General features: G+C 33.6%; 20 protein-coding genes. 15 read left to right on the top strand and 5 right to left on the bottom strand.

All coding sequences use genetic code 11. The features are described from left to right. The first annotated feature begins 60 nt into the window (after window positions 1–60). The 6 genes from EG814_RS15090 (at window position 61) to clpX (ending at window position 5,896) form a co-directional block, all read left to right on the top strand. Window positions 61–774 (top strand): pyridoxine 5'-phosphate synthase, encoded by a 714-nt coding sequence (locus EG814_RS15090; RefSeq protein WP_125722730.1) that lies wholly within the window; start codon window positions 61–63, stop codon window positions 772–774. Between the two features lie 96 nt (window positions 775–870). Further along, a complete protein-coding gene (locus EG814_RS15095) occupies window positions 871–1,635 on the top strand; it encodes an alpha/beta fold hydrolase (protein WP_125722731.1) in 765 nt (254 codons plus the stop codon). Window positions 1,636–1,688: 53 nt separating this feature from the next. Beyond that, complete coding sequence (locus tag EG814_RS15100; RefSeq protein WP_125722732.1) at window positions 1,689–2,033, top strand: phage holin family protein; 345 nt, start codon at window positions 1,689–1,691, stop codon at window positions 2,031–2,033. A 110-nt stretch (window positions 2,034–2,143) separates the two neighbouring features. Continuing rightward, the gene (locus EG814_RS15105) at window positions 2,144–3,466 is read left to right on the top strand and encodes a trigger factor (RefSeq protein ID WP_125722733.1); all 1,323 of its coding nucleotides are present in this window, start codon (window positions 2,144–2,146) and stop codon (window positions 3,464–3,466) included. A gap of 343 nt (window positions 3,467–3,809) precedes the next feature. Beyond that, window positions 3,810–4,484: an ATP-dependent Clp endopeptidase proteolytic subunit ClpP gene (gene clpP / locus EG814_RS15110; protein ID WP_125722734.1), complete on the top strand. Its 675-nt coding sequence runs from the start codon at window positions 3,810–3,812 to the stop codon at window positions 4,482–4,484. 179 nt (window positions 4,485–4,663) lie between these two features. After that, a complete protein-coding gene (gene clpX, locus EG814_RS15115) occupies window positions 4,664–5,896 on the top strand; it encodes an ATP-dependent Clp protease ATP-binding subunit ClpX (RefSeq protein ID WP_125722735.1) in 1,233 nt (410 codons plus the stop codon). Between the two features lie 81 nt (window positions 5,897–5,977). On the opposite strand, the gene EG814_RS15120 is transcribed toward clpX, so the two are convergent. After that, the gene (locus EG814_RS15120; protein WP_125722736.1) at window positions 5,978–6,943 is read right to left on the bottom strand and encodes a GlxA family transcriptional regulator; all 966 of its coding nucleotides are present in this window, start codon (window positions 6,941–6,943) and stop codon (window positions 5,978–5,980) included. Between the two features lie 141 nt (window positions 6,944–7,084). Here EG814_RS15120 and EG814_RS15125 point away from each other — a divergent pair, with 141 nt between their 5' ends. From EG814_RS15125 to serB, 7 genes are all read left to right on the top strand, one after another. Then, window positions 7,085–7,498 (top strand): VOC family protein, encoded by a 414-nt coding sequence (locus EG814_RS15125; protein ID WP_125722737.1) that lies wholly within the window; start codon window positions 7,085–7,087, stop codon window positions 7,496–7,498. After that, window positions 7,495–7,905 carry an SRPBCC domain-containing protein gene (locus EG814_RS15130; RefSeq protein ID WP_125722738.1) on the top strand — a complete coding sequence of 137 codons (411 nt, stop codon included), beginning with the start codon at window positions 7,495–7,497 and terminating at the stop codon, window positions 7,903–7,905. Before EG814_RS15125 ends, EG814_RS15130 begins: the two co-directional genes overlap by 4 nt. Before the next feature lie 17 nt (window positions 7,906–7,922). Continuing rightward, window positions 7,923–8,327: an SRPBCC family protein gene (locus EG814_RS15135; RefSeq protein WP_125722739.1), complete on the top strand. Its 405-nt coding sequence runs from the start codon at window positions 7,923–7,925 to the stop codon at window positions 8,325–8,327. Between the two features lie 208 nt (window positions 8,328–8,535). Then, on the top strand, window positions 8,536–8,946 hold the full coding sequence (locus tag EG814_RS15140; protein ID WP_125722740.1) for a VOC family protein: 411 nt from the start codon (window positions 8,536–8,538) through the stop codon (window positions 8,944–8,946). A 1-nt stretch (window position 8,947) separates the two neighbouring features. Continuing rightward, window positions 8,948–9,385, top strand: coding sequence for an SRPBCC family protein (locus EG814_RS15145; RefSeq protein ID WP_125722741.1), 438 nt, complete (start codon window positions 8,948–8,950; stop codon window positions 9,383–9,385). 90 nt (window positions 9,386–9,475) lie between these two features. Continuing rightward, on the top strand, window positions 9,476–9,910 hold the full coding sequence (locus tag EG814_RS15150) for a VOC family protein (protein WP_125722742.1): 435 nt from the start codon (window positions 9,476–9,478) through the stop codon (window positions 9,908–9,910). A gap of 156 nt (window positions 9,911–10,066) precedes the next feature. Then, window positions 10,067–11,296 carry a phosphoserine phosphatase SerB gene (gene serB, locus EG814_RS15155; RefSeq protein WP_125722743.1) on the top strand — a complete coding sequence of 410 codons (1,230 nt, stop codon included), beginning with the start codon at window positions 10,067–10,069 and terminating at the stop codon, window positions 11,294–11,296. Window positions 11,297–11,706: 410 nt separating this feature from the next. On the opposite strand, the gene EG814_RS15160 is transcribed toward serB, so the two are convergent. Both EG814_RS15160 and EG814_RS15165 read right to left on the bottom strand, forming a co-directional pair. Further along, window positions 11,707–11,949: a redox-active disulfide protein 2 gene (locus EG814_RS15160; RefSeq protein ID WP_125722744.1), complete on the bottom strand. Its 243-nt coding sequence runs from the start codon at window positions 11,947–11,949 to the stop codon at window positions 11,707–11,709. A gap of 70 nt (window positions 11,950–12,019) precedes the next feature. Next, window positions 12,020–13,531 (bottom strand): GH3 auxin-responsive promoter family protein, encoded by a 1,512-nt coding sequence (locus tag EG814_RS15165; protein ID WP_125722745.1) that lies wholly within the window; start codon window positions 13,529–13,531, stop codon window positions 12,020–12,022. 240 nt (window positions 13,532–13,771) lie between these two features. On the opposite strand from EG814_RS15165, the gene EG814_RS15170 reads away from it, so the two are divergent. After that, window positions 13,772–14,566, top strand: coding sequence for a DUF2797 domain-containing protein (locus EG814_RS15170; RefSeq protein ID WP_125722746.1), 795 nt, complete (start codon window positions 13,772–13,774; stop codon window positions 14,564–14,566). A 152-nt stretch (window positions 14,567–14,718) separates the two neighbouring features. Continuing rightward, window positions 14,719–15,768 (top strand): glycosyltransferase family 9 protein, encoded by a 1,050-nt coding sequence (locus EG814_RS15175; protein ID WP_125722747.1) that lies wholly within the window; start codon window positions 14,719–14,721, stop codon window positions 15,766–15,768. Between the two features lie 83 nt (window positions 15,769–15,851). On the opposite strand, the gene EG814_RS15180 is transcribed toward EG814_RS15175, so the two are convergent. Together EG814_RS15180 and EG814_RS15185 are read right to left on the bottom strand one after the other, a co-directional pair. Further along, window positions 15,852–18,455 (bottom strand): AsmA-like C-terminal region-containing protein, encoded by a 2,604-nt coding sequence (locus tag EG814_RS15180; RefSeq protein WP_125722748.1) that lies wholly within the window; start codon window positions 18,453–18,455, stop codon window positions 15,852–15,854. A gap of 168 nt (window positions 18,456–18,623) precedes the next feature. Next, window positions 18,624–19,571 (bottom strand): alpha/beta hydrolase family protein, encoded by a 948-nt coding sequence (locus EG814_RS15185; protein ID WP_125722749.1) that lies wholly within the window; start codon window positions 19,569–19,571, stop codon window positions 18,624–18,626. Window positions 19,572–19,573: the final 2 nt, after the last annotated feature.

Genomic DNA, 19,573 nt, shown 5'->3' on the forward strand with positions numbered 1-19,573 from the left:
GTTTTACTTTGTATTTTTGTCGTAACAAATATAAGATTACTAGAATTAATATCTATTTATATGACAAAATTAAGTGTAAATATCAATAAAATTGCAACGCTGCGAAATGCCCGAGGCGGAAATGTTCCAGATTTGTTAAAAGTGGCTGCAGATATTCAGCGATTTGGGGGGCAAGGAATTACAATTCATCCGCGTCCAGATGAACGCCATATTCGTTATCAAGATGCACGCGATTTAAAAGCAATTGTGACAACAGAATATAATATTGAAGGAAATCCGCAGCACAATTTTATTGATTTGGTTTTAGAATGCAAGCCAGATCAGGTAACCTTGGTTCCAGATGCAATTGGAGCTATAACTTCTTCAGCAGGCTGGGATACTATCAAAAATCAAGAATATTTGACAGAAGTGATTCAAGAATTTCAAAAAAACGGAATCAGAACTTCGATTTTTGTTGATCCAATTTTAGAAATGATTGAAGGAGCTAAGAAGACAGGAACAGATAGAATAGAATTATATACTGAAGCTTTTGCACACCAATATGATTTAGGAAACGAAAGAGGGATTGATCCTTATGTTGAAGCGGCTAAATTGGCAAATGAATTAGGATTAGGAATCAATGCTGGACACGATTTGAGTCTAGATAATATCAAGTTTTTTAAACAAAATATTCCTGGTTTATTAGAAGTTTCTATTGGTCATGCTTTAATTTCAGAAGCACTTTATCTTGGTTTGGATAATACGGTAAATATGTATCTAAATAAATTGAAATAACACTTTTGAGATTCTCCGCGAAATTCTTTGCGAAACTCTGTGTCATAACTTTTCCACAAAGATTCACAGAGAATCTCAAAAAAATAAAGATTAAATATGCTATACTCAAAAATAGAAGGCGAAGGAAAACCATTTATCATTATGCACGGATTTCTAGGAATGTCTGACAACTGGAAAACTCTTGCCGGGCAATATGTAGAAGCTGGATTTCAAGTTCATATTTTAGATTTAAGAAACCACGGACGCAGTTTCCATTCAGACGAGTGGAGTTACGAAGCAATGGTTCAAGATGTTTACGAATATTGTCAGGCAAATAATCTGACAAGAATAGATATTTTGGGACACTCGATGGGAGGAAAAGTGGCGATGCTTTTTGCTACGACACATCCAGAAATTGTAGATAAATTAATTGTTGCAGATATTGGACCGAGATTCTACAAACAGCATCACCAAGATATTTTGGAAGGATTAAATGCCGTCGATTTTTCGGTAAAGCCAAGCCGAAATGATGTAGAGGCAACTTTGTCACAATATGTTCCCGATTTTGGGACACGACAGTTTTTACTGAAAAACCTTTATTGGGCAGAACCTGGACAATTGGCTTTCAGATTTAATCTGCAAGCTTTTAATAATAATCTGGATGCAATTGGGAAACCTTTGGCAGATGGTTTGGTTTTTGACAAACCGACATTGTTTATTCGCGGAGGAAATTCTGGCTATATTCAAGATGCAGATATGGACGGAATCCGTCAGCATTTTCCAAATTTAAAACTAGAAACGATTCCAAACGCGGGACATTGGCTTCATGCTGAAAATCCGAAAATGTTTTTCGAAATGACAGCTTCCTTTTTAAAAGAGTAGTTTTTTGTGATAAAAATTTTAGTACTTTTATTTAAAATTTAAAAGAAAAAGTTATGAAATTAATACTTAGACTTCTTGTTACAGCAGCTTTGGTTTTGTTATTGTCAAACCTTTTGACAGGGGTTCATGTTGCTAGTTTTGGAACAGCTGTAATTGTTGCCTTTGTTCTAGGATTGCTTAATTTGTTTATAAAACCAATACTTGTTATCCTGACATTGCCGGTAACAGTTGTTACACTTGGATTATTTTTATTAGTAATAAACGCCATTATTATTATGCTATGCACAAATATTGTAGGAGGTTTTGCGGTCGATTCCTTCTGGACAGCATTAATATTCAGTGTAATTTTGTCTATTCTGCAATCTATCACCTATAAAATACTGGGAGACGATAAATAAATTAAAATCAGATTAAAAGGGCACTAAATACAATAGGTTAAAAACTTGGTTGGGTTGCAAAAATTTTATAATTTTGCAACCCAATTTTATTATGTAAATTAAAGAAGAAGATGGATATTAAAAGAGTAGCAATAGACGCTGTAAACGAGACAATCGTTATGAACGTTGTTCATATGGATTATAAAGGTCAAGTAGCAAAAAGAATTAACGAAAAAATGCCTTTAGCGCAAGTTAAAGGATTTAGAAAAGGTGCCGTGCCTAAAGATCTTGTTGAAAAACAATACGGAAAAGCTATTAAGCAGGAAGAGATCAAAAAAGTAGTTGATTTGGCTTTAGAGCGTTATATTCAATCTGAAAGATTAAATCTTTTAGGAACTCCTCTTGCTAAAGTAAATGAAGATTTTAACTGGGATGCAGAAGAATTAACTTTCGAATACGAAATTGGTTTAGTGCCAAACTTCGAAATTGATCTTGAAGCTAAAAACAATATCGTAAAATATATCGTAACTGCTGACGACAAATTAATTGACGGACAAGTAGAACGTATCCAAAAACAATTTGGAAAAGCAATTCCACAAGAAGTATCTGATGCAAATTCAGACTTAACTGGAACTTTTTCAAACGAAGCAGAAGGAATCGACAATACAACTACAATCGCTATTAGCGCATTCAGCAAAAAAGCTGGAGAGCAATTTGTAGGTAAAAAAGTTGGAGATGTAGTTAAAGTAAGCACAAAAGGTTTATTTGATGACGATCACCAACTAATGGATTACTTAAAAGTAGGTCACGAAGGTGTTCACGGTTTAGATGTTGAAGTAGATTTCACAATCAGCGCTATCAACGGATCTGAGCCTGCTGAATTAAACCAAGAATTATTCGACAAACTTTTTGGTGAAGGAAAAGTAGCTTCTTTAGAAGATTTAAAAGCTAAAATTAAAGAAGATGCTGAAGCACAATTTGCACAGCAAGCAGATCAAAAATTATTATTAGATGTTCAAGATTTCTTAATCGAAAACACAAAATTTGATTTGCCAGCTGAATTCCTTAAAAAATGGTTGCAAACTGTTGGAGAGAAAAAACTTTCTGCTGAAGAGGCTGAAGTTGAATACGCAAGATCTGAAAAAGGTTTACGTTTCCAATTAATCGAAGGAAAAGCATTAGCGCAAAGCAATATCCAAATTACATTTGAAGACTTAAAAGCATTTACATCAAGTGCTATCAGACAGCAAATGGCTCAATTTGGACAAACAAATCCAACTGACGAAGAAGTGGAAGGAATCGTAGCTAGAGTTTTATCTAACCAAGACGAAGTTAAGAGACTTTCTGAGCAAGTTGTAGCATCTAAAATGTTAGATATCTTCAAAGAAAAAGCGAACCCAACAACTAAAGAGGTTACTTACGAAGAATTTATTGCAGCTTCTTACGGAGAATAATTTCTGAAATAACATTCATAATTAAGAGCGTCAGGAAGTTTTTCCCGACGCTCTTTTGTTTTAATTTATTTTTTGATTACTTTTCAGAAGCTAATCCAGCTATCCGTTACAAGTTTTTTTATTGTCGCCTTTTTTTGTAAGGTAAAAAAAGAGCTTCTCCCGAAGCGTCGGGAGTTACTTTTTTTCTACCAACAAAAAATAGTTGCCAATTAAAAAAAGCTTTCCACTGCTATCTGGGCTAGAAATAGGACAAATTGACATCTCTTTTAAAAAGGTATGAACTTTGTTTGATATTTTTGAGTCACTTTAAGACTTTAGACTTTCAAACTTTTAAACTAAAAATATGAACTACGGTAAAGAATTCAAAAAATTTGCTACAAAGCACCAAGGGGTAAACGCAATGTATTACGATAAAATCGTAGCAGCAATGACTCCAACCAACATGACTCCATATATTATTGAAGAACGCCAGTTGAATATTTCTCAATTAGACGTTTTCTCAAGATTGATGATGGATAGAATCATCTTTTTAGGAACAGGTATCGACGATCAGATCGCTAATATTGTTCAGGCTCAGTTATTATTTTTAGAAAGCGCTGACGCTTCAAAAGATATCCAAATTTATTTAAACTCTCCGGGAGGAAGCGTTTACGCAGGTTTAGGAATTTACGACACTATGCAATACATCAAACCAGACGTAGCAACAATCTGTACCGGAATGGCAGCTTCTATGGGAGCCGTTTTATTATGCGCAGGAGCAGAAGGGAAACGTTCTGCATTGCCTCACTCAAGAGTAATGATTCACCAGCCATCTGGAGGAGCACAAGGTGTTGCAACAGATATGGAAATCAACTTGCGTGAAATGTTGAAATTGAAAGATGAATTATATCACATTATTTCACAACATTCAGGACAGTCTTTCGAAAGAGTTCACAAAGACAGTGAGCGTGATTACTGGATGAAAGCTGACGAAGCAAAAGAGTACGGAATGATTGATGAAGTGCTAAGAAGAGGATAATTCTTTTAAGCTTAAAATTTTATTTCAGGTTTCAAGTTTCAGGTTTGCTACAGCAACTTGAAACCTGAAACCTGAAACTTTAAACAAAATAAAAAGTTAATAGGTTGCTAAGTTTTTAAGTTTTAGGTCAAAAAGCTTAGAAACTTAGTATCTTTGCAGCTTAGTAACTTAAATAAAGAATGGCAAAAGTAGTATTAGAATGTTCGTTTTGTGGAAGAAAGAAGCCAGAAACTAATTTATTAATAGCTGGAATTAATGCACATATCTGCGATAAGTGTATTGAACAAGCACACGGAATTGTATTAGAAGAATTAAAATCTAGCGGAAGCGCAAAACTAGTTGGGGACTTAATTTTAAAGAAACCAAAAGAAATTAGAGCTTTCCTAGATCAATATGTTATTGGTCAAGATCAGACTAAAAAAGTAATGTCGGTTGCGGTTTACAATCACTACAAACGTTTAATGCAACAGCAATTGGACGACGAAGTGGAGATTGAAAAAAGTAACATTATCATGGTGGGTCAGACCGGAACAGGAAAAACATTGGTTGCAAAAACTATTGCAAAAATGTTAGACGTTCCGTTGGCAATTGTTGATGCAACAGTATTAACAGAAGCAGGTTATGTTGGAGAAGATGTTGAAAGTATTTTGACACGTTTACTTCAAGCTGCCGATTATGATGTAGCTAAAGCCGAAAGAGGAATCGTATTTATTGACGAAATTGATAAAATTGCTCGTAAAAGCGATAATCCATCAATTACACGTGACGTTTCTGGAGAAGGTGTTCAGCAGGCATTATTAAAATTATTAGAAGGAACAGTTGTAAACGTACCGCCAAAAGGAGGACGTAAACATCCAGACCAAAAATTTGTTGAGGTAAATACTCAGAATATCTTGTTTATTGCTGGTGGAGCTTTTGATGGTGTAGAACGTATTATTTCAAAACGTTTAAACCGTCAGGCAGTTGGTTATTCAACGTCTAAAAATGTTGACAATATTGACAAAGACAATTTACTGCAATACATTATTCCAAAAGACATCAAAGACTTTGGTTTAATTCCAGAAATTATTGGGCGTTTACCAGTTTTAACGCACATGGATCCCTTAGATAAAGCAACGCTTCGTGCCATTTTAACGCAACCTAAAAATGCTTTAATCAAACAATATCAGAAATTATTCTTGATGGATGATGTTGAATTTACCATTACAGACGAAGCTTTAGATTTTATTGTAGATAAAGCTTTAGAATATAAATTAGGTGCTCGTGGATTGCGTTCTTTATGCGAAGCTATCCTGACAGATGCGATGTACGAACTGCCAACTTCTGATGATGTAAGTCTGACAATTGACAAAGAATATGCAGAACATACATTAAGCAAAAATTTGTTGAAACGTATGGAAATTGCGTCTTAAGTATTGAAAATATTATTTTCTAAAAACCTGTTCATTTTGAACAGGTTTTTTTATGATTTTTTAAAGACAGAATCTCAGACCTTATTGAACCCTAAACTTCTCTCGATATTCAATAGGTTTCATGCCCACCATTTTATAAAATACTTTTCTAAAAGCTTTTGGGTCATTATAACCTGTTTTTTCGATAATTTCTGAAATGGAAAGCTGGGTTTGTTCCAGATATTTTTTCGAGCTTTCTACTCTAATATTCTGTAGGTATTCAATTGGCGGAATTCCAGTTACTTGTTTAAATCGGCGTGTCATGTTTCTGGCACTTGTTGGAATATCTTTGGTAATTTCTTCCAGTTTTTCGATGGAATGGTACTGACTTTCTATTTTTTGCTGCAGCATGGCAACCAAAGTATCATTATGCAAATGATTGGGCCTGAAAGTGCTAAAATAGCTTTGTTTGTATCGGTTCAAATCGATAGAAAATATTTTGGCAATTTTTACCGCCATTTCGTTCCCGCAGAATTTTTGGACCAAAAGTATCAATAAATGAAAAGTTGAGGTAGAACCTCCGCTGGTATATAAACTTCCATCGGCAGTTAAAGTCTCTTCCGGCTTTAAGTTGACCATCGGAAAAGCTTTTGTAAACGCACTGCACGCATCTACATGTGTGGTGGCTAATTTTTCGTTTAGTAAACCTGACGCCGCAAACAAAAAAGCTCCCGTACAAAAACTTGCTAACTCGGCTCCAGCGCTATGCTGTTTTTGCAACCATGGAATAAAACTTTTATTCTTTTTAATCATTTCGCTCATATTATCGGTAGTAAAAGCGGGAATTAAAATTAAGTCTAAAACGCTATCAGAAGACTCAATAACATTGCTTTTATAACCAAATAAATTTCCTTGATCGGATTGTTCTTGCGATTGAAAAATCATTATTTCAAATGGTTTTTCATTTCCCGAGGTAAGTTTATTTGCGGTTTCAAATACTTCTAATATCGCTGCTATACTCAATAATTTATAGTCGTGAGGTACGATTAAACCTAATTTCTTGCTCATGATATTTATAGTTTTTTGGAGGTTCTGTTTATACAAAAATAAATAAAATGTCTTAAATGACCCTAAAAATGACTTTTATTGACATTTTAAACTAATCTTAATATTTTAAATTTGTTTTAATTAATTCGTAATTTTATAAAGATGAAAACAAAAATATTCTTAAATCTTGCTGTAAAAGATTTAAAGCGATCGGTAGATTTTTTTACACAATTAGGGTTTTCGTTCAACGAAAAATTTACCAATGAAAAAGGAACCTGTTTAGAAATTGGCGAGAATATTAACGCTATGCTTTTGGTAGAAGAGTTTTATCAGACTTTTACAAAAAAGCAAATTTGCGACACGAAAACAACAAGCGAAGTTCTTATTGCAATTTCAGTAGAAAGTCGTGAAAAGGTGGACGAAATTATGGAGAAGGCCGTTAAGGCAGGAGGAACTGATTACAATCAGTCACAAGATTATGGCTGGATGTATCAAAAAACTTTTTTAGATGTAGACGGACATCATTGGGAAGTGTTTTTTATGGATGAAAACAATATTCCAAATAATCCAGAATGATTTCGGTACAATCCATAATAGACGCACCTATTGAAAAAGTTTGGGACTTGTGGACTTTGCCCAAACACATTATAAAATGGAATTACCCATCAGAAGAATGGCAAACAATTGCTGCAGAAAATGATTTAAAAATTAATGGTAAATTTAAATATACCATGCAGACTAAAGATAAAAGTGCAGCATTTGATTTTGAAGGAATATATACAGATGTAAAAGTCTTATCTCAAATTGAATACAAGCTTTTTGATAACAGAACAGGAAGCATTCATTTTGAAGAAAATGACAATATTGTAAAAATTACAGAAATATTTGAGCCAAACACACACGATTCAAAAAGTATGCAAGAGCAATGGTGTCAGGCTGTGATAGATAATTTTAAAACCTATGTTGAATTAAGTAAATTGTAATAATTAAAAAAACTAAAATGATAACAATAAAGAACACCGTTAATGCATCTCTTGATAAAGTTTGGAATTTCTGGAATACTCCTGAACATATCACAAAATGGAGTTTTGCTTCACCAGACTGGCACACTCTTTATGCAGAAGCTGATTTGCGAGAAGGCGGAAAATTCAAATCGACTATGGCAGCCAAAGACGGAAGCATGAGTTTTGATTTTGAGGGTAAATTTACTTTAGTAAAACCTAATGAAGCACTCTCATATGTTATGGCCGATGGAAGAAAAGTTGAAATTACTTTTACAAAAGTAGCTGATGGTGTAGAGATTATTGAAAGTTTTGATCCAGAAACGCAAAATCCTGAAGAAATGCAGCGCGCAGGCTGGCAGGCAATTTTGGATAATTTTAAGGCTTATGTTGAGTCGAATTAGGTTTAAAGTTGCAAAGTGAGAGAGGTTCGAAGGCTTTTAATAAGCGATAAAAAATTGAAGGGTTTTATCGAAAACAAATCTCAAAAAATAAAAAAGGTAGTGACTTAGCGTCTTTGTGGCAAAAAAAGGAAAAAGTGAAACTTAAAATGGCTTACATAACTTATATGGTTTAAAAAGAAAAAAATATCTAACACAAAAAACAAAAAAAATGGCGAAACAAATATGGTTGAATCTTCCTGTAAAGGATGTAGCAAAAGCAAAAGACTTTTTCTGGAATATAGGTTTTTCGTTTAATGAGCAGCACGATACTCCAAGTTCTACCTGCATGGTTGTAGGCGAAGGACATTTTGTGATAATGCTTTTTGAAGAAATGCTTTTTTCAAGTTTTACTCAGCACAATCTCACCGATACCAAATCAAGTTCTGAAGTCTTGATTTCTATCGATGCAGAAAGCAGAGAAGAAGTAGATGAACTGGCAGAAAAAGTAAAAGAAGCTGGCGGAAATGTATTTTCGCCTCCTGCAGAAAGCCAAGGCTGGATGTATGGCTGCGGTTTTGCCGATTTGGACGGTCATCGTTGGAATGTTTTATTTATGGACTTTAATAAATTACCAAGTTAATATGGAAAAATTAGTATTTAATATCGATGTAAAGGCTTCCAGAGAGAAGATTTGGAAAGTCTTATGGGACGACGCAACATACAGAAAGTGGACAAGCTCTTTTTGTGGAGAAAGTTACGTGCAAACGAATTGGAACGAAGGCGATAAAATTTATTTTTTAGGTTCTGGCGGAGAAGGAATGAATAGTATAATTGAAACTAAAATTCCAAACGAATACATGGCGTTTAAACATATGGGCGAGCTTAAAGATTTTAAAGAAGTTCCGCCAAATGAAGAAACAAAAAAATGGATCGGAGCAATGGAAACCTATCGATTAATCCAAAAAGGCGATGTCGTAGAACTTCATGTAGAAGTTGATGTAATCGACAAACATATAGATTTCTTCAAAGAAGCTTTCCCAAAAGGATTGGAAACGATTAAAGAATTATCGGAGAATTAGCTTTTTAGCTTTTAGTGCTTAGCATTAGTTATACTTTCTAAAATTTAGTACTAAGGACTAAAATAACAAACAATAAACAATAAAAAAATCATGGCAGCAGTAAACCCGTATTTAATGTTTAACGGAACATGCGAAGAAGCATTTCTGTTTTATAAATCAGTTTTTGGCGGAGAATTTCCGTATATAGGAAAATATAAAGACGCTCCTGCAGAAGAAGGAGAAGTACTTTCAGAAGAAGATTTAAATAAAATTATGCACGTATCACTTCCAATTGGAAATACCATTTTAATGGGAAGCGACAGTCATCCAAGATATGGAGATGTAAGTTTTGGAGACAATTTCTCTGTTTCTATTAATGCAGAAAGCAGAGAAGAAGCTGACCGAATCTTTAACGGACTTTCTGCTGGAGGGAAAGTAGAAATGCCTCTGGATGATACTTTCTGGGGAGCTTATTTCGGAATGTTCCAAGATAAGTTCGGTATCAACTGGATGGTCAATTTTGACAAAAATGAACCAATGAAATAATTAAAAAGTTACGTTATCTTAATAATAAAAGATAATTGTTAAATTACTCGAAAAAGCACATTCATATGTGCTTTTTCTTTTCAAAAAAACAAGGATTATTCTTTTTTATCAACTAGAGATTGCCGATTTTTGTCGCTTCAAAATCAAGAAAGAAAAATGGCAGTAGAAGATAAAGAAATAATTTTATTAAAAGTTTCAGGACACGATAAAATTGGAGTTACAGCAGGCTTGACCGCTGTATTGGCGGCATACGATGCTAATATTTTAGATATCGGTCAAGCCGATATTCACGATACACTTTCTTTGGGAATTTTGTTCGAAATTGCTGCTGGATCTTCTTCAGCGCCGGTTTTAAAAGATCTTCTGTTCAAAGCTTACGAACTGGAAATCAAAGTAAAATTTATTCCGATTTCTATCGAAGATTACGAAACCTGGGTAAAATCACAATCTAAACAACGTTACATCATCAATATTTTGGGCGAAAAACTGGCGGCTTCACAATTGGCGGCAGTAACCAAAATCATGTCAGATCAAAATCTGAATATCGATTCTATCATTCGACTAACGGGAAGAACTTCTATCGTTGAGAAAGAAGAATATCCGCGTTCTTGTATTCAATTGTCTGTAACAGGCGAAATCGTAAACAAGATCATCATGACGGCAAGTTTTATGGAAATTTCTAGAACGCTAAACGTTGATATTTCTTTTCAAGAAGATAATATTTACAGAAGAAATCGCCGTTTGGTTTGCTTCGACATGGATTCTACTTTAATTCAAACCGAAGTAATTGACGAATTAGCAGAATTAAACGGAGTCGGAGATCAAGTACGTGCCATTACAGAATCGGCTATGAACGGAGAAATTGATTTCAACGAAAGTTTCAAACAGCGTATGGCACTTTTAGAAGGTTTGAGCGAAGAAGTATTGCAAAACGTTGCTGTCAACTTGCCAATAACACAAGGAGCACATCGTTTGATGAAAGCTTTAAAATATTACGGATATAAAACCGCAATTCTTTCTGGAGGATTTACTTATTTTGGAGAATACCTTCAAAAAGAATTAGGCATAGATTACGTTCACGCCAATCAGTTAGAAATAAAAGACGGTAAACTAACCGGAAAATATATTGGCGATATTGTAGACGGACAAAAGAAAGCCGAACACTTAAAAGCAATTGCCGAAAAAGAAGGAATTCATATTAACCAAACCATCGCTGTTGGAGACGGAGCAAACGATTTGCCAATGCTAAACTTAGCAGGTCTAGGAATCGCTTTCCACGCCAAACCAAAAGTAAAAGAAAGCGCTTCAACATCTATTTCAAGTTTAGGTCTCGATGGTGTTTTATACCTTTTAGGTTACCACGACAGGTATATTGATATGATGTAAAAGTGTTTACCCTAAGCTAATTAAGGGGTTTTAATACATTTTTTTGTCATTTCGAGGAAAGAGAAATGACAATATTGAGGAAATCCTAGTAGCTTAAAATCTCAGAACCTTAGAATCTAAATAATGGCATGTCCCTCCAGGTCGGGCTATCCGTTGCAATCTTTTGTGCCGAACCCCGGCACAAAAGGATTTCCACTTCTATCCCTCATGTAGGTTTAGTGGAATTTCCGTTTTTAAACAATTAAAGAAATTTGAATTGCCTCCAGCTTTAGCTGGAGGTATGGAAGAAAACAAAAAAAGGCTTTAGCCAATTGTTTAACAAGTTTGGCTAAAGCCCTCAAAAGAGTCTTTTTAGAACCACTAGCTAAAGCTAGTGGCAATTTATATTTTTTTATAGAGCTATTTCTATTTTACTCTCGAGATTCCAATTCTCTTTTCATTTCTTTTAAATTTCTAACATTCAAAATAAGAATCGGTACTAAAGCAATAGGAACCACATTCATAGCGCTAAAACCTTTCATAAAAATAATAAACAAGTTAAGAGCAAATAACATAAACAATACAACAGCAAAAATGGTATTAACTGTTTTCAAAGTCTTCTGATTTTTAATCAGTTCTTCTGTTGTCATTTCGCTAAATTTCGTATTCTTCATGTTTTATTAGATAAAAATCTATTTACAATTTTAATTCGTGAAAATTCGTGTAATTAGTGGCAAAAAAATATCAACACATCTCCTTCAACTGCTCCAAATAATCCCTCTGATTCGAAAGCCTTGGAATCTTGTGCTGTCCACCTAATTTATCTCTTTCCTTCAACCAGTCATAAAAAAGATTTTCTCGAGCGACATTAACCACTAATGGATTTAAAGTCATGTTGTTGTAGCGTTTTGCTTCGTAATCTGAGTTTAAAGTCTGTAAAGTTTCATCTAGAACTTTTTGGAAAAGGCCAACATCAGCAGGATGTTTTTTAAATTCGATCATCCATTCGTGGGCGCCTTTTTCTTTGTCTTGCATAAAAATAGGAGCAACCGTATAATCGATCACTTCAGTTTGTGTCACTTGACATGCTTTTGCAATAGCCTGATCGGTGTTTTCGACCATCAATTCTTCTCCAAAAACATTAATATGATGTTTCGTTCTTCCCGTAACTCTAATTCTATACGGATTTAAAGAAGTAAAACGAACCGTATCGCCAATTAAATAACGCCACAAACCAGAATTTGTAGTAATTACAATCGCATAGTTTTTATTCAGCTCAACATCTGCCAAACGAATCACTTTTTGGTTAGGCGTTCCAAAAGTGTCCATCGGAATAAATTCGTAGAAAATTCCATAATCCAGCATCAGCAATAAGTCGCTTGAATTGTTTAAATCCTGAATCGCAAAAAAACCTTCAGAAGCATTGTATATTTCGTAATATCTAAAATCTTTGCTTGGTAAAATATTTTTGTACTGTTCTTTGTATGGAGAAAAACTCACGCCGCCATGAAAATAAACTTCCAAATTTGGCCAAAGTTCAAATAAATTCTGTTTTCCTGTGTTTTCCAACACTCTATTCATCAATACCAACATCCAAGAAGGAACACCAGCAAAACTGGTTACGTTTTCGTTTTTGGTTTCATTGATAATGGCTGCCATTTTCGTTTCCCATTCGCTCATCAGCGAAGTTTTGCTGCTTGGCGTACTGCTAAATTCGGCCCACATTGGCATATTTTCAATCAAAATGGCCGATAAATCACCAAAGAAAGTATTGTTGTTTTCGTAAATTTGAGAACTTCCGCCCAAACGAAGGCTTTTTCCCAAAAACAATTCAGAATCTTCGTTATTATTCAGATAAAGGCATAACAAATCTTTACTGCCTTTATAATGGCAATCTTCAAGCGCTTCGTTACTTACCGGAATAAATTTGCTTTTTGCATTTGTAGTACCGCTCGATTTGGCAAACCATTTGATCGGAGTTTCCCAAAAAACGTTTTGTTCGCCCAAGCGTGTACGCTCAATCAGAGGTTGCAATTCTTCGTAAGTCGCAATCGGGACTCTTTCTGCAAAAGTCTGATAGGAACTTATAGTCGAGAATTCGTATTTTTTTCCAATAACCGTATTTTCAGATGCCGTCAATAAGTTGTGCAATAATTCTTCTTGAACTTCATTCGGGTATTTTAAAAAAAGCTCTATTTGATGGATCCTCTGTTTTAGGACCCAAGATGCAAACGAATTGATAATTGATAAAGGCATGAATCTGGTTTTTAGTTAACTAGTTTAGGTTTTTAAATGTTATAATCTCTATAAAACAAAAAACTTAAAATTTGAATATCGGTAGACAAATAGTAACTTTGTCTTCATATCAAAAATAATGTTTTTTTGTAAAAAACAATTCTATTTGTAGTAAAGATTCTACCTAATAAGTGGAATTTTAACACAAAAAATTTTAAATCTTTTGATAAGTCGAAATCAGCAATTATAAATAAAATACGAATGCAATATCAAGGTGTACTGACAAAAATGCAAACCGAACTTGGAAGTCCAATTCAATACTACTTAGTTTTCGAAGATAGTTTCTTAAATGTTAATCAGTTATTAGACAAAGAAATTGAAATCAATTTTGCAGGTTACCAATGTTTGAATTGCGGTAAAAAGAAAAAAATATTCCGTCAAGGTTTTTGTTACGATTGTTTTTATTCGAGTCCGGCAGTTGGAGATTGGATTATGAGACCAGAATTGAGTACAGCGCATTTAGGAATTGCAGACCGAGATTTAGATTATGAATCAAAAGTGCAATTGCAGCCACATATTGTTTATTTGGCTGTTGCAAGCGAAGTAAAAGTAGGGGTAACACGTAAAACACAAGTTCCAACCCGTTGGATTGATCAGGGAGCATCTCAAGCCATTGCGATTGTAGAGGTTCCGAACCGATATTTGGCAGGAATAACAGAAGTAGCATTAAAAGAACATTATACCGATAAAACCAACTGGAGAAAAATGCTGCAATGCACAACCGGCAACTGCGATTTGGTAGTTGAAAAATCGAAATTAGAAAGTTTAATTCCTGCTGAGGCTCGAGAATACTTCCAAAGCGAAAAAAATGATATTTATGAGTTAGACTATCCTGTTTTAAGTTATCCTGCAAAAGTGAACAGTTTAAACTTAGATAAAACACCTTCTTTTAGTGGAAAACTAACGGGAATAAAAGGGCAATATTTGTTGTTTGAAAACGGAACCGTCTTTAATATACGTGGCTCAGAAGGATATGTTGTTACTATAAACGTGTAAGAGTTTATTACTAAATTGTTATCTTTTTTTTGGTTTAAATTATTTTACTTCAAAATTTACAATTTAATTTGTGTTTTTGTGTTAATTAGTTGGTGAATAATTATAGCTTTGGAGTGTTGAAGCAAATTTAATTTTCAAAAAACAAATACCACATGAGTAACAAAAAAAAGGTAAATGCTTTTAGGCGATCGCTAATGCAGAATTTAACGAAGAATGTTGGAAATTCGGGCGTTGGCAATGTTGAATCAATTGATAAAAGTAAAATAAAAAAAGTATTAATCTGCAGACCAAATGGCCGATTAGGGAATATGCTTTTAATTACGCCATTGGTTCAGGAAGTGACTGAAACTTTTCCTGATTGTAAAATTGATGTGTTTGTAAAAGGTTTTGTGGCACCTATCGTTTTTGAAAAATATGATAATGTAGATAAAATTATTCATCTTCCTAAAAAGCCTTTTAAAGAATTGGTAAAATACTTTAAAGTCTGGACTTTAATTAGAAAACAAAACTATGATATTGCGATAAATGTGGATCAGAATTCATCTTCTGGAAGATTGGGGGTTAAGTTCTCGACTGCTAAACATAAGTTTTTTGGCAATCTTCCTGAAGGCGTAACTTTAGAGCACGAAGATTATGAGCATATTGCAAAATATCCCGTGTATAATTTTAGACATTTTCTTAATCAAGCAGGTGTAGAAGGCAAAAATGAGCCTGTGGCACTTTTAGATTTAAAATTAACCGAAACTGAAATTTCAAACGGAAAAAACATTCTAGATAAAATTATTGATCCCAATAAAAAGACGATTGCCATTTTTACGTTTGCAACCGGCGAAAAATGTTATAGTGTTTCTTGGTGGGATGAGTTCTATACGGCCTTAAAAAAGGAATTTTCGGACGACTATAATATTGTAGAAGTTTTACCAGTTGAAAATGTTTCTCAAATCAATTTTGAAGCTCCTACTTTTTACAGTAAAGATGTTCGCGAAATTGGTTCTTTTTTAGCCAATGTAGATGTGTTTGTAGGAGCAGACAGTGGAATTATGCATTTATCAAGCGCTTCAAAAACACCAACTTTGGGATTGTTTTCAGGCGCTAATATGAAAAAATACGAACCTTATGGAAATGGGAGTGAAGGTTTGGATACCAATAAATTAGGCGTTCCAGATTTCATTAAAGCCATACATAAAGTACTAAACAACTAGAATAAAAAAAGAAAATCCTGTTCATTTGAACAGGATTTTTTTATTTAAAAAACTTAGCACCTCAGTCCCTTAGCACCTTTTATTTACGGATTCTTTTTCTTAAACAATCCATTTAATAAATCACTTGCTTTCTTGGTTACCTCTTGAGTTTTTTGCTCTTTTTCTGTTTTCGCAGCTTGAGTTGTATCTTTTGCTTTAGTATTTTTATTAATTAAATCGGTTAAAGCAGAAGTCCCTTTTTGAGTTAGTTTTTCTTTTTGCTGATTCACTAGTTGTGCAGTCAAATTAATAACAGCTGCTTTCATGTCTGTACTAATTTTAGGACTTGAAAAGTTACCAGTTAGAAAAGCATTAATTGGAATATTGTCCAGTTTTGCAGCATCGGCAGGAGATAATTTTGCAATTAGATTATTAGCTTCAGTTCCTAAATATTTAGCAGGAACATCAAATTTAAGCGTATAATTCATAGTTTGGTCAAAACCGTGTGTTCCGCCAATAGTAGCTTTAATGTCTTGATATTTTATATCAAATGGTTTTACATTCACTTTACCGTTATCAAAAGTCAATGCCATTTTCAAATCATTAAGATTCAATTTGTTTAAATCAAGAAACTTAATATTTGAAGTCAATGAATTTAAAACAGTTGAATTTTTAGCATTAACAGTTGTCGATAATAATTGACCTAACAAATCGCCAGAAATAGATTTCAAATCTGGAGTCAGTTCTTTTGCGTCCAGATTACCATTCAATTTAATGGTAGAATTCAGTTTTCCGTTGATGATTCCTGCGATAGGAGCGATTTTTTTCATCATGTCCAATTGCGTAAAAGTCTGTGCAATATCAACTTGATTAAAGCCTAAATTCATATCAAAAGTAGGTACTTTTTCTTTTGTAGAAACAGCTCCGTTTAAACCAATTGAACCTCCAAAAATATTGGTTTTAAAGTTTTCAAGAGTTGCTTTTTCATCTTTAATAAGCAATCTTCCAGAAACATCTTTTAATTTTAGATTATCATACAAAACAGTTGTTGCTTTTGCATTTAAAGTACAGTTTAAGAACGCAGGAATTTTCATTGCTTCAGCAGGTTTTGCTGGAATTTTTGTTTCTGTTTTAGCCGGTTCGCCAGAAGTCATGAAATCGTCAACCGCCAATTGGTTGGAACTCATATTGAAATTTCCTCTCAGCTCTTGTTTTTTAAACATAAAGCCATAGAAATTCTCCAAAACTCCATTAATGCTTATGTCACTTTTTCCAGTTGTAGCATCAAATTGTTTTAAGTTGATTGTACTTGTGTTAAACTGGACTAAAGCCGTACTAATGTTCATCGATTTATTGTTTTCGTCTGTATATTTAAATCCAGACAAACTCATTGTACCAGCATTCTTGATATTTTGGTATTGGCTTTTTTCTACAGAAGCCATATCAAAATTGGTTGTAACGTCAGCTTTTAAAATACCAGCCAAAGGCTTATCCATTTTAATAGGATAGGCTTTTGAAAGATTAGCTAAATTGATTGTTCCTTTTAAAGCCGCATCAACAATCGGATTTACGGTTATGTTTTTGATATTCGCTTTAGCATTAAAAACATCCTGATCAATTCTAAAAGACAACTTATCCAGATTTACATAAGTATCATTTAAAATTCCAGTTTCGTTGATGATTTTAGTGTCGATTACAATATTCTGAACCGATTTTGGAAGGTTAGGATATTGAAAAGAGGCATTATTAGAAGCAATTTCAATATTGAATTTAGGAACAGTGGTATCTGTAAGTTCTCCTTTTGCAAAACCGTTTACAGTAAAATCTCCAGTCGTTTTTACACCTTCTAAGCTTGAAGAGTATGCTGAAGGAATTAAACCTAAAAAGTTGGTAAATGACGAAGTAGGCGTTTTAAACTTTAAATCATAAATCTGAGCTTTCTCGGCCATTTGAATGAATCCGTCAAACTCTAAAGGCAATTGATTGATTAAAGCTTTGTTTTCTTTAAAAGTATATTTACTCTTTTCTAAATCAATACCAAGAACTGCATCTAAAGTCAATTTTACATTTTTCATGTAATTCATTTTGTCCATGTCTAATGAAACTTTTGCAGTAGATTTTGTTGTCAAATCTAATTTTGAATTGGTGAAATCTCCAGTTCCTTCGTGGTTTAAGCTATCAATTACCATTTTAATTTTAGAACCTTGATCGATGTATCTAAAAGTAAAATTCTCAATTTTATAATTTTGAATTTTTAAGGCCAGTGGTTTGCTTGCTTCGTCTTTCGCTTCTTCTTTTTTGTCTTTTAAAGCAATATCAAAGTTTCCGATGCCATCTTTATTAAAGATGATATTTACTAACCCGTTTGTAGAGCTAATTCCCTGAATATTTAAAGGTTCTTCTTTTCCTTTGAAAAGCTCTTTAACACTCATTTTCAAATTCAGCTCTCCTAAAGAAACTAATGTGTCACCTTCAAAAGGAGCTTTGTTTATGATTACTAATTTCTCGATTCCAACGGTAGCGTTTGGAAAATTCTTGAATAAACTTAAATCGGCATCAGCAAAACTTACTTTCGCATCAACACTTTTGTTAATAGCCTCGACAATTTTAGACTTGATCTGGTCTTTAAATAAAAACGGAATGGCAAATAATGCAACAACAAATACCACTAGAATGATGGCACTTATTTTTAAAACTTTTTTTAGCATATTAATAGATTTGAGGGTTTACAAAAAATCGACTCCACAAAAGTAGCCTTTTTTGCAAGAGTCCAAAATAAAGTTTTCTTAATATTGTAAGAATTAACTTTATTTTAATGAAATAAAAAATCCGCTCTGATATATGTCAAAACGGATTTTTCGTTTATTTTATTTTATTTATTTCTGAATAAATGAAACTATTTTGTCGACTAAAACTTCGGAAATTGGAAGAACGTCGTTGCTATAACTCGCTATATTGTCTTCCTGATTGCCGTCAATAATTTTCATAATATGATTCATTTTGTCGATAATCTGTAATTCAGCATTTTTATTGGCCTGTTTTAAATTTTCAGCATCTTTAACAGCAATCTGAAGATCATTGTTTCCCTGTAGTATTAAAACCGGAATGGTAAGTTTTTGTATTTCGGTCTGCGGATTGTATTTGAACCACGAAATCAAATAAGGCTGAATGCTTGGTCTGAAAAGAGAGTTTAGCATTGGATCGACTTTTTTTACCTCAAAACCGTTTTTCAAACTATCTATAATCGGGAAAGTCAAGTCGTTAAGCTGTTTCATAGATTTTGCGCCAATCTGCGTTTTCAAGATTTTATCTGCAGGTTCGCCGGCACCCGCAATCGAAACAAATTTATCAGCTTTTGTGCTGGCAACCATTCCAATTAGAGAACCTTCACTATGGCCAATTATAATTATTTTAGAAAATCGTTTGTCTTGTTTTAAATAATTAATCCAACTTTTTGCATCTTGAATATAATTTTCAAAAACCAGACTGCTTTCAGATCCGCCTGCAGCTTTGCTTTCTCCAATAGCTCTTTTATCGTAACGTAAAGATGCAATCCCTTTTTTTGCCAACGCTTCTGCCAGCATTTTTAATGAATTGTTTTTCATCATCGGATTATTACCGTCTCTGTCAGTTGGGCCAGAACCAGCAATGATTAAAGCAACTGGATATTTTTTGGTCAAATCTGGTGTTGTCAGCGTACCAAAAATCTGATCTGTATTTATTTTTAATACCGCTGGCGTTTCCTTAAACGTGATTTCTTTTTTGTCTTGAGCATTTATAAAACTCCAAAACAAAACCGTTAAAAAAAGAATTACTTTATTCATTT

Origin of the sequence: Flavobacterium ustbae (genome assembly GCF_003946915.1) — a bacterium.
Lineage (GTDB): Bacteria > Bacteroidota > Bacteroidia > Flavobacteriales > Flavobacteriaceae > Flavobacterium > Flavobacterium ustbae.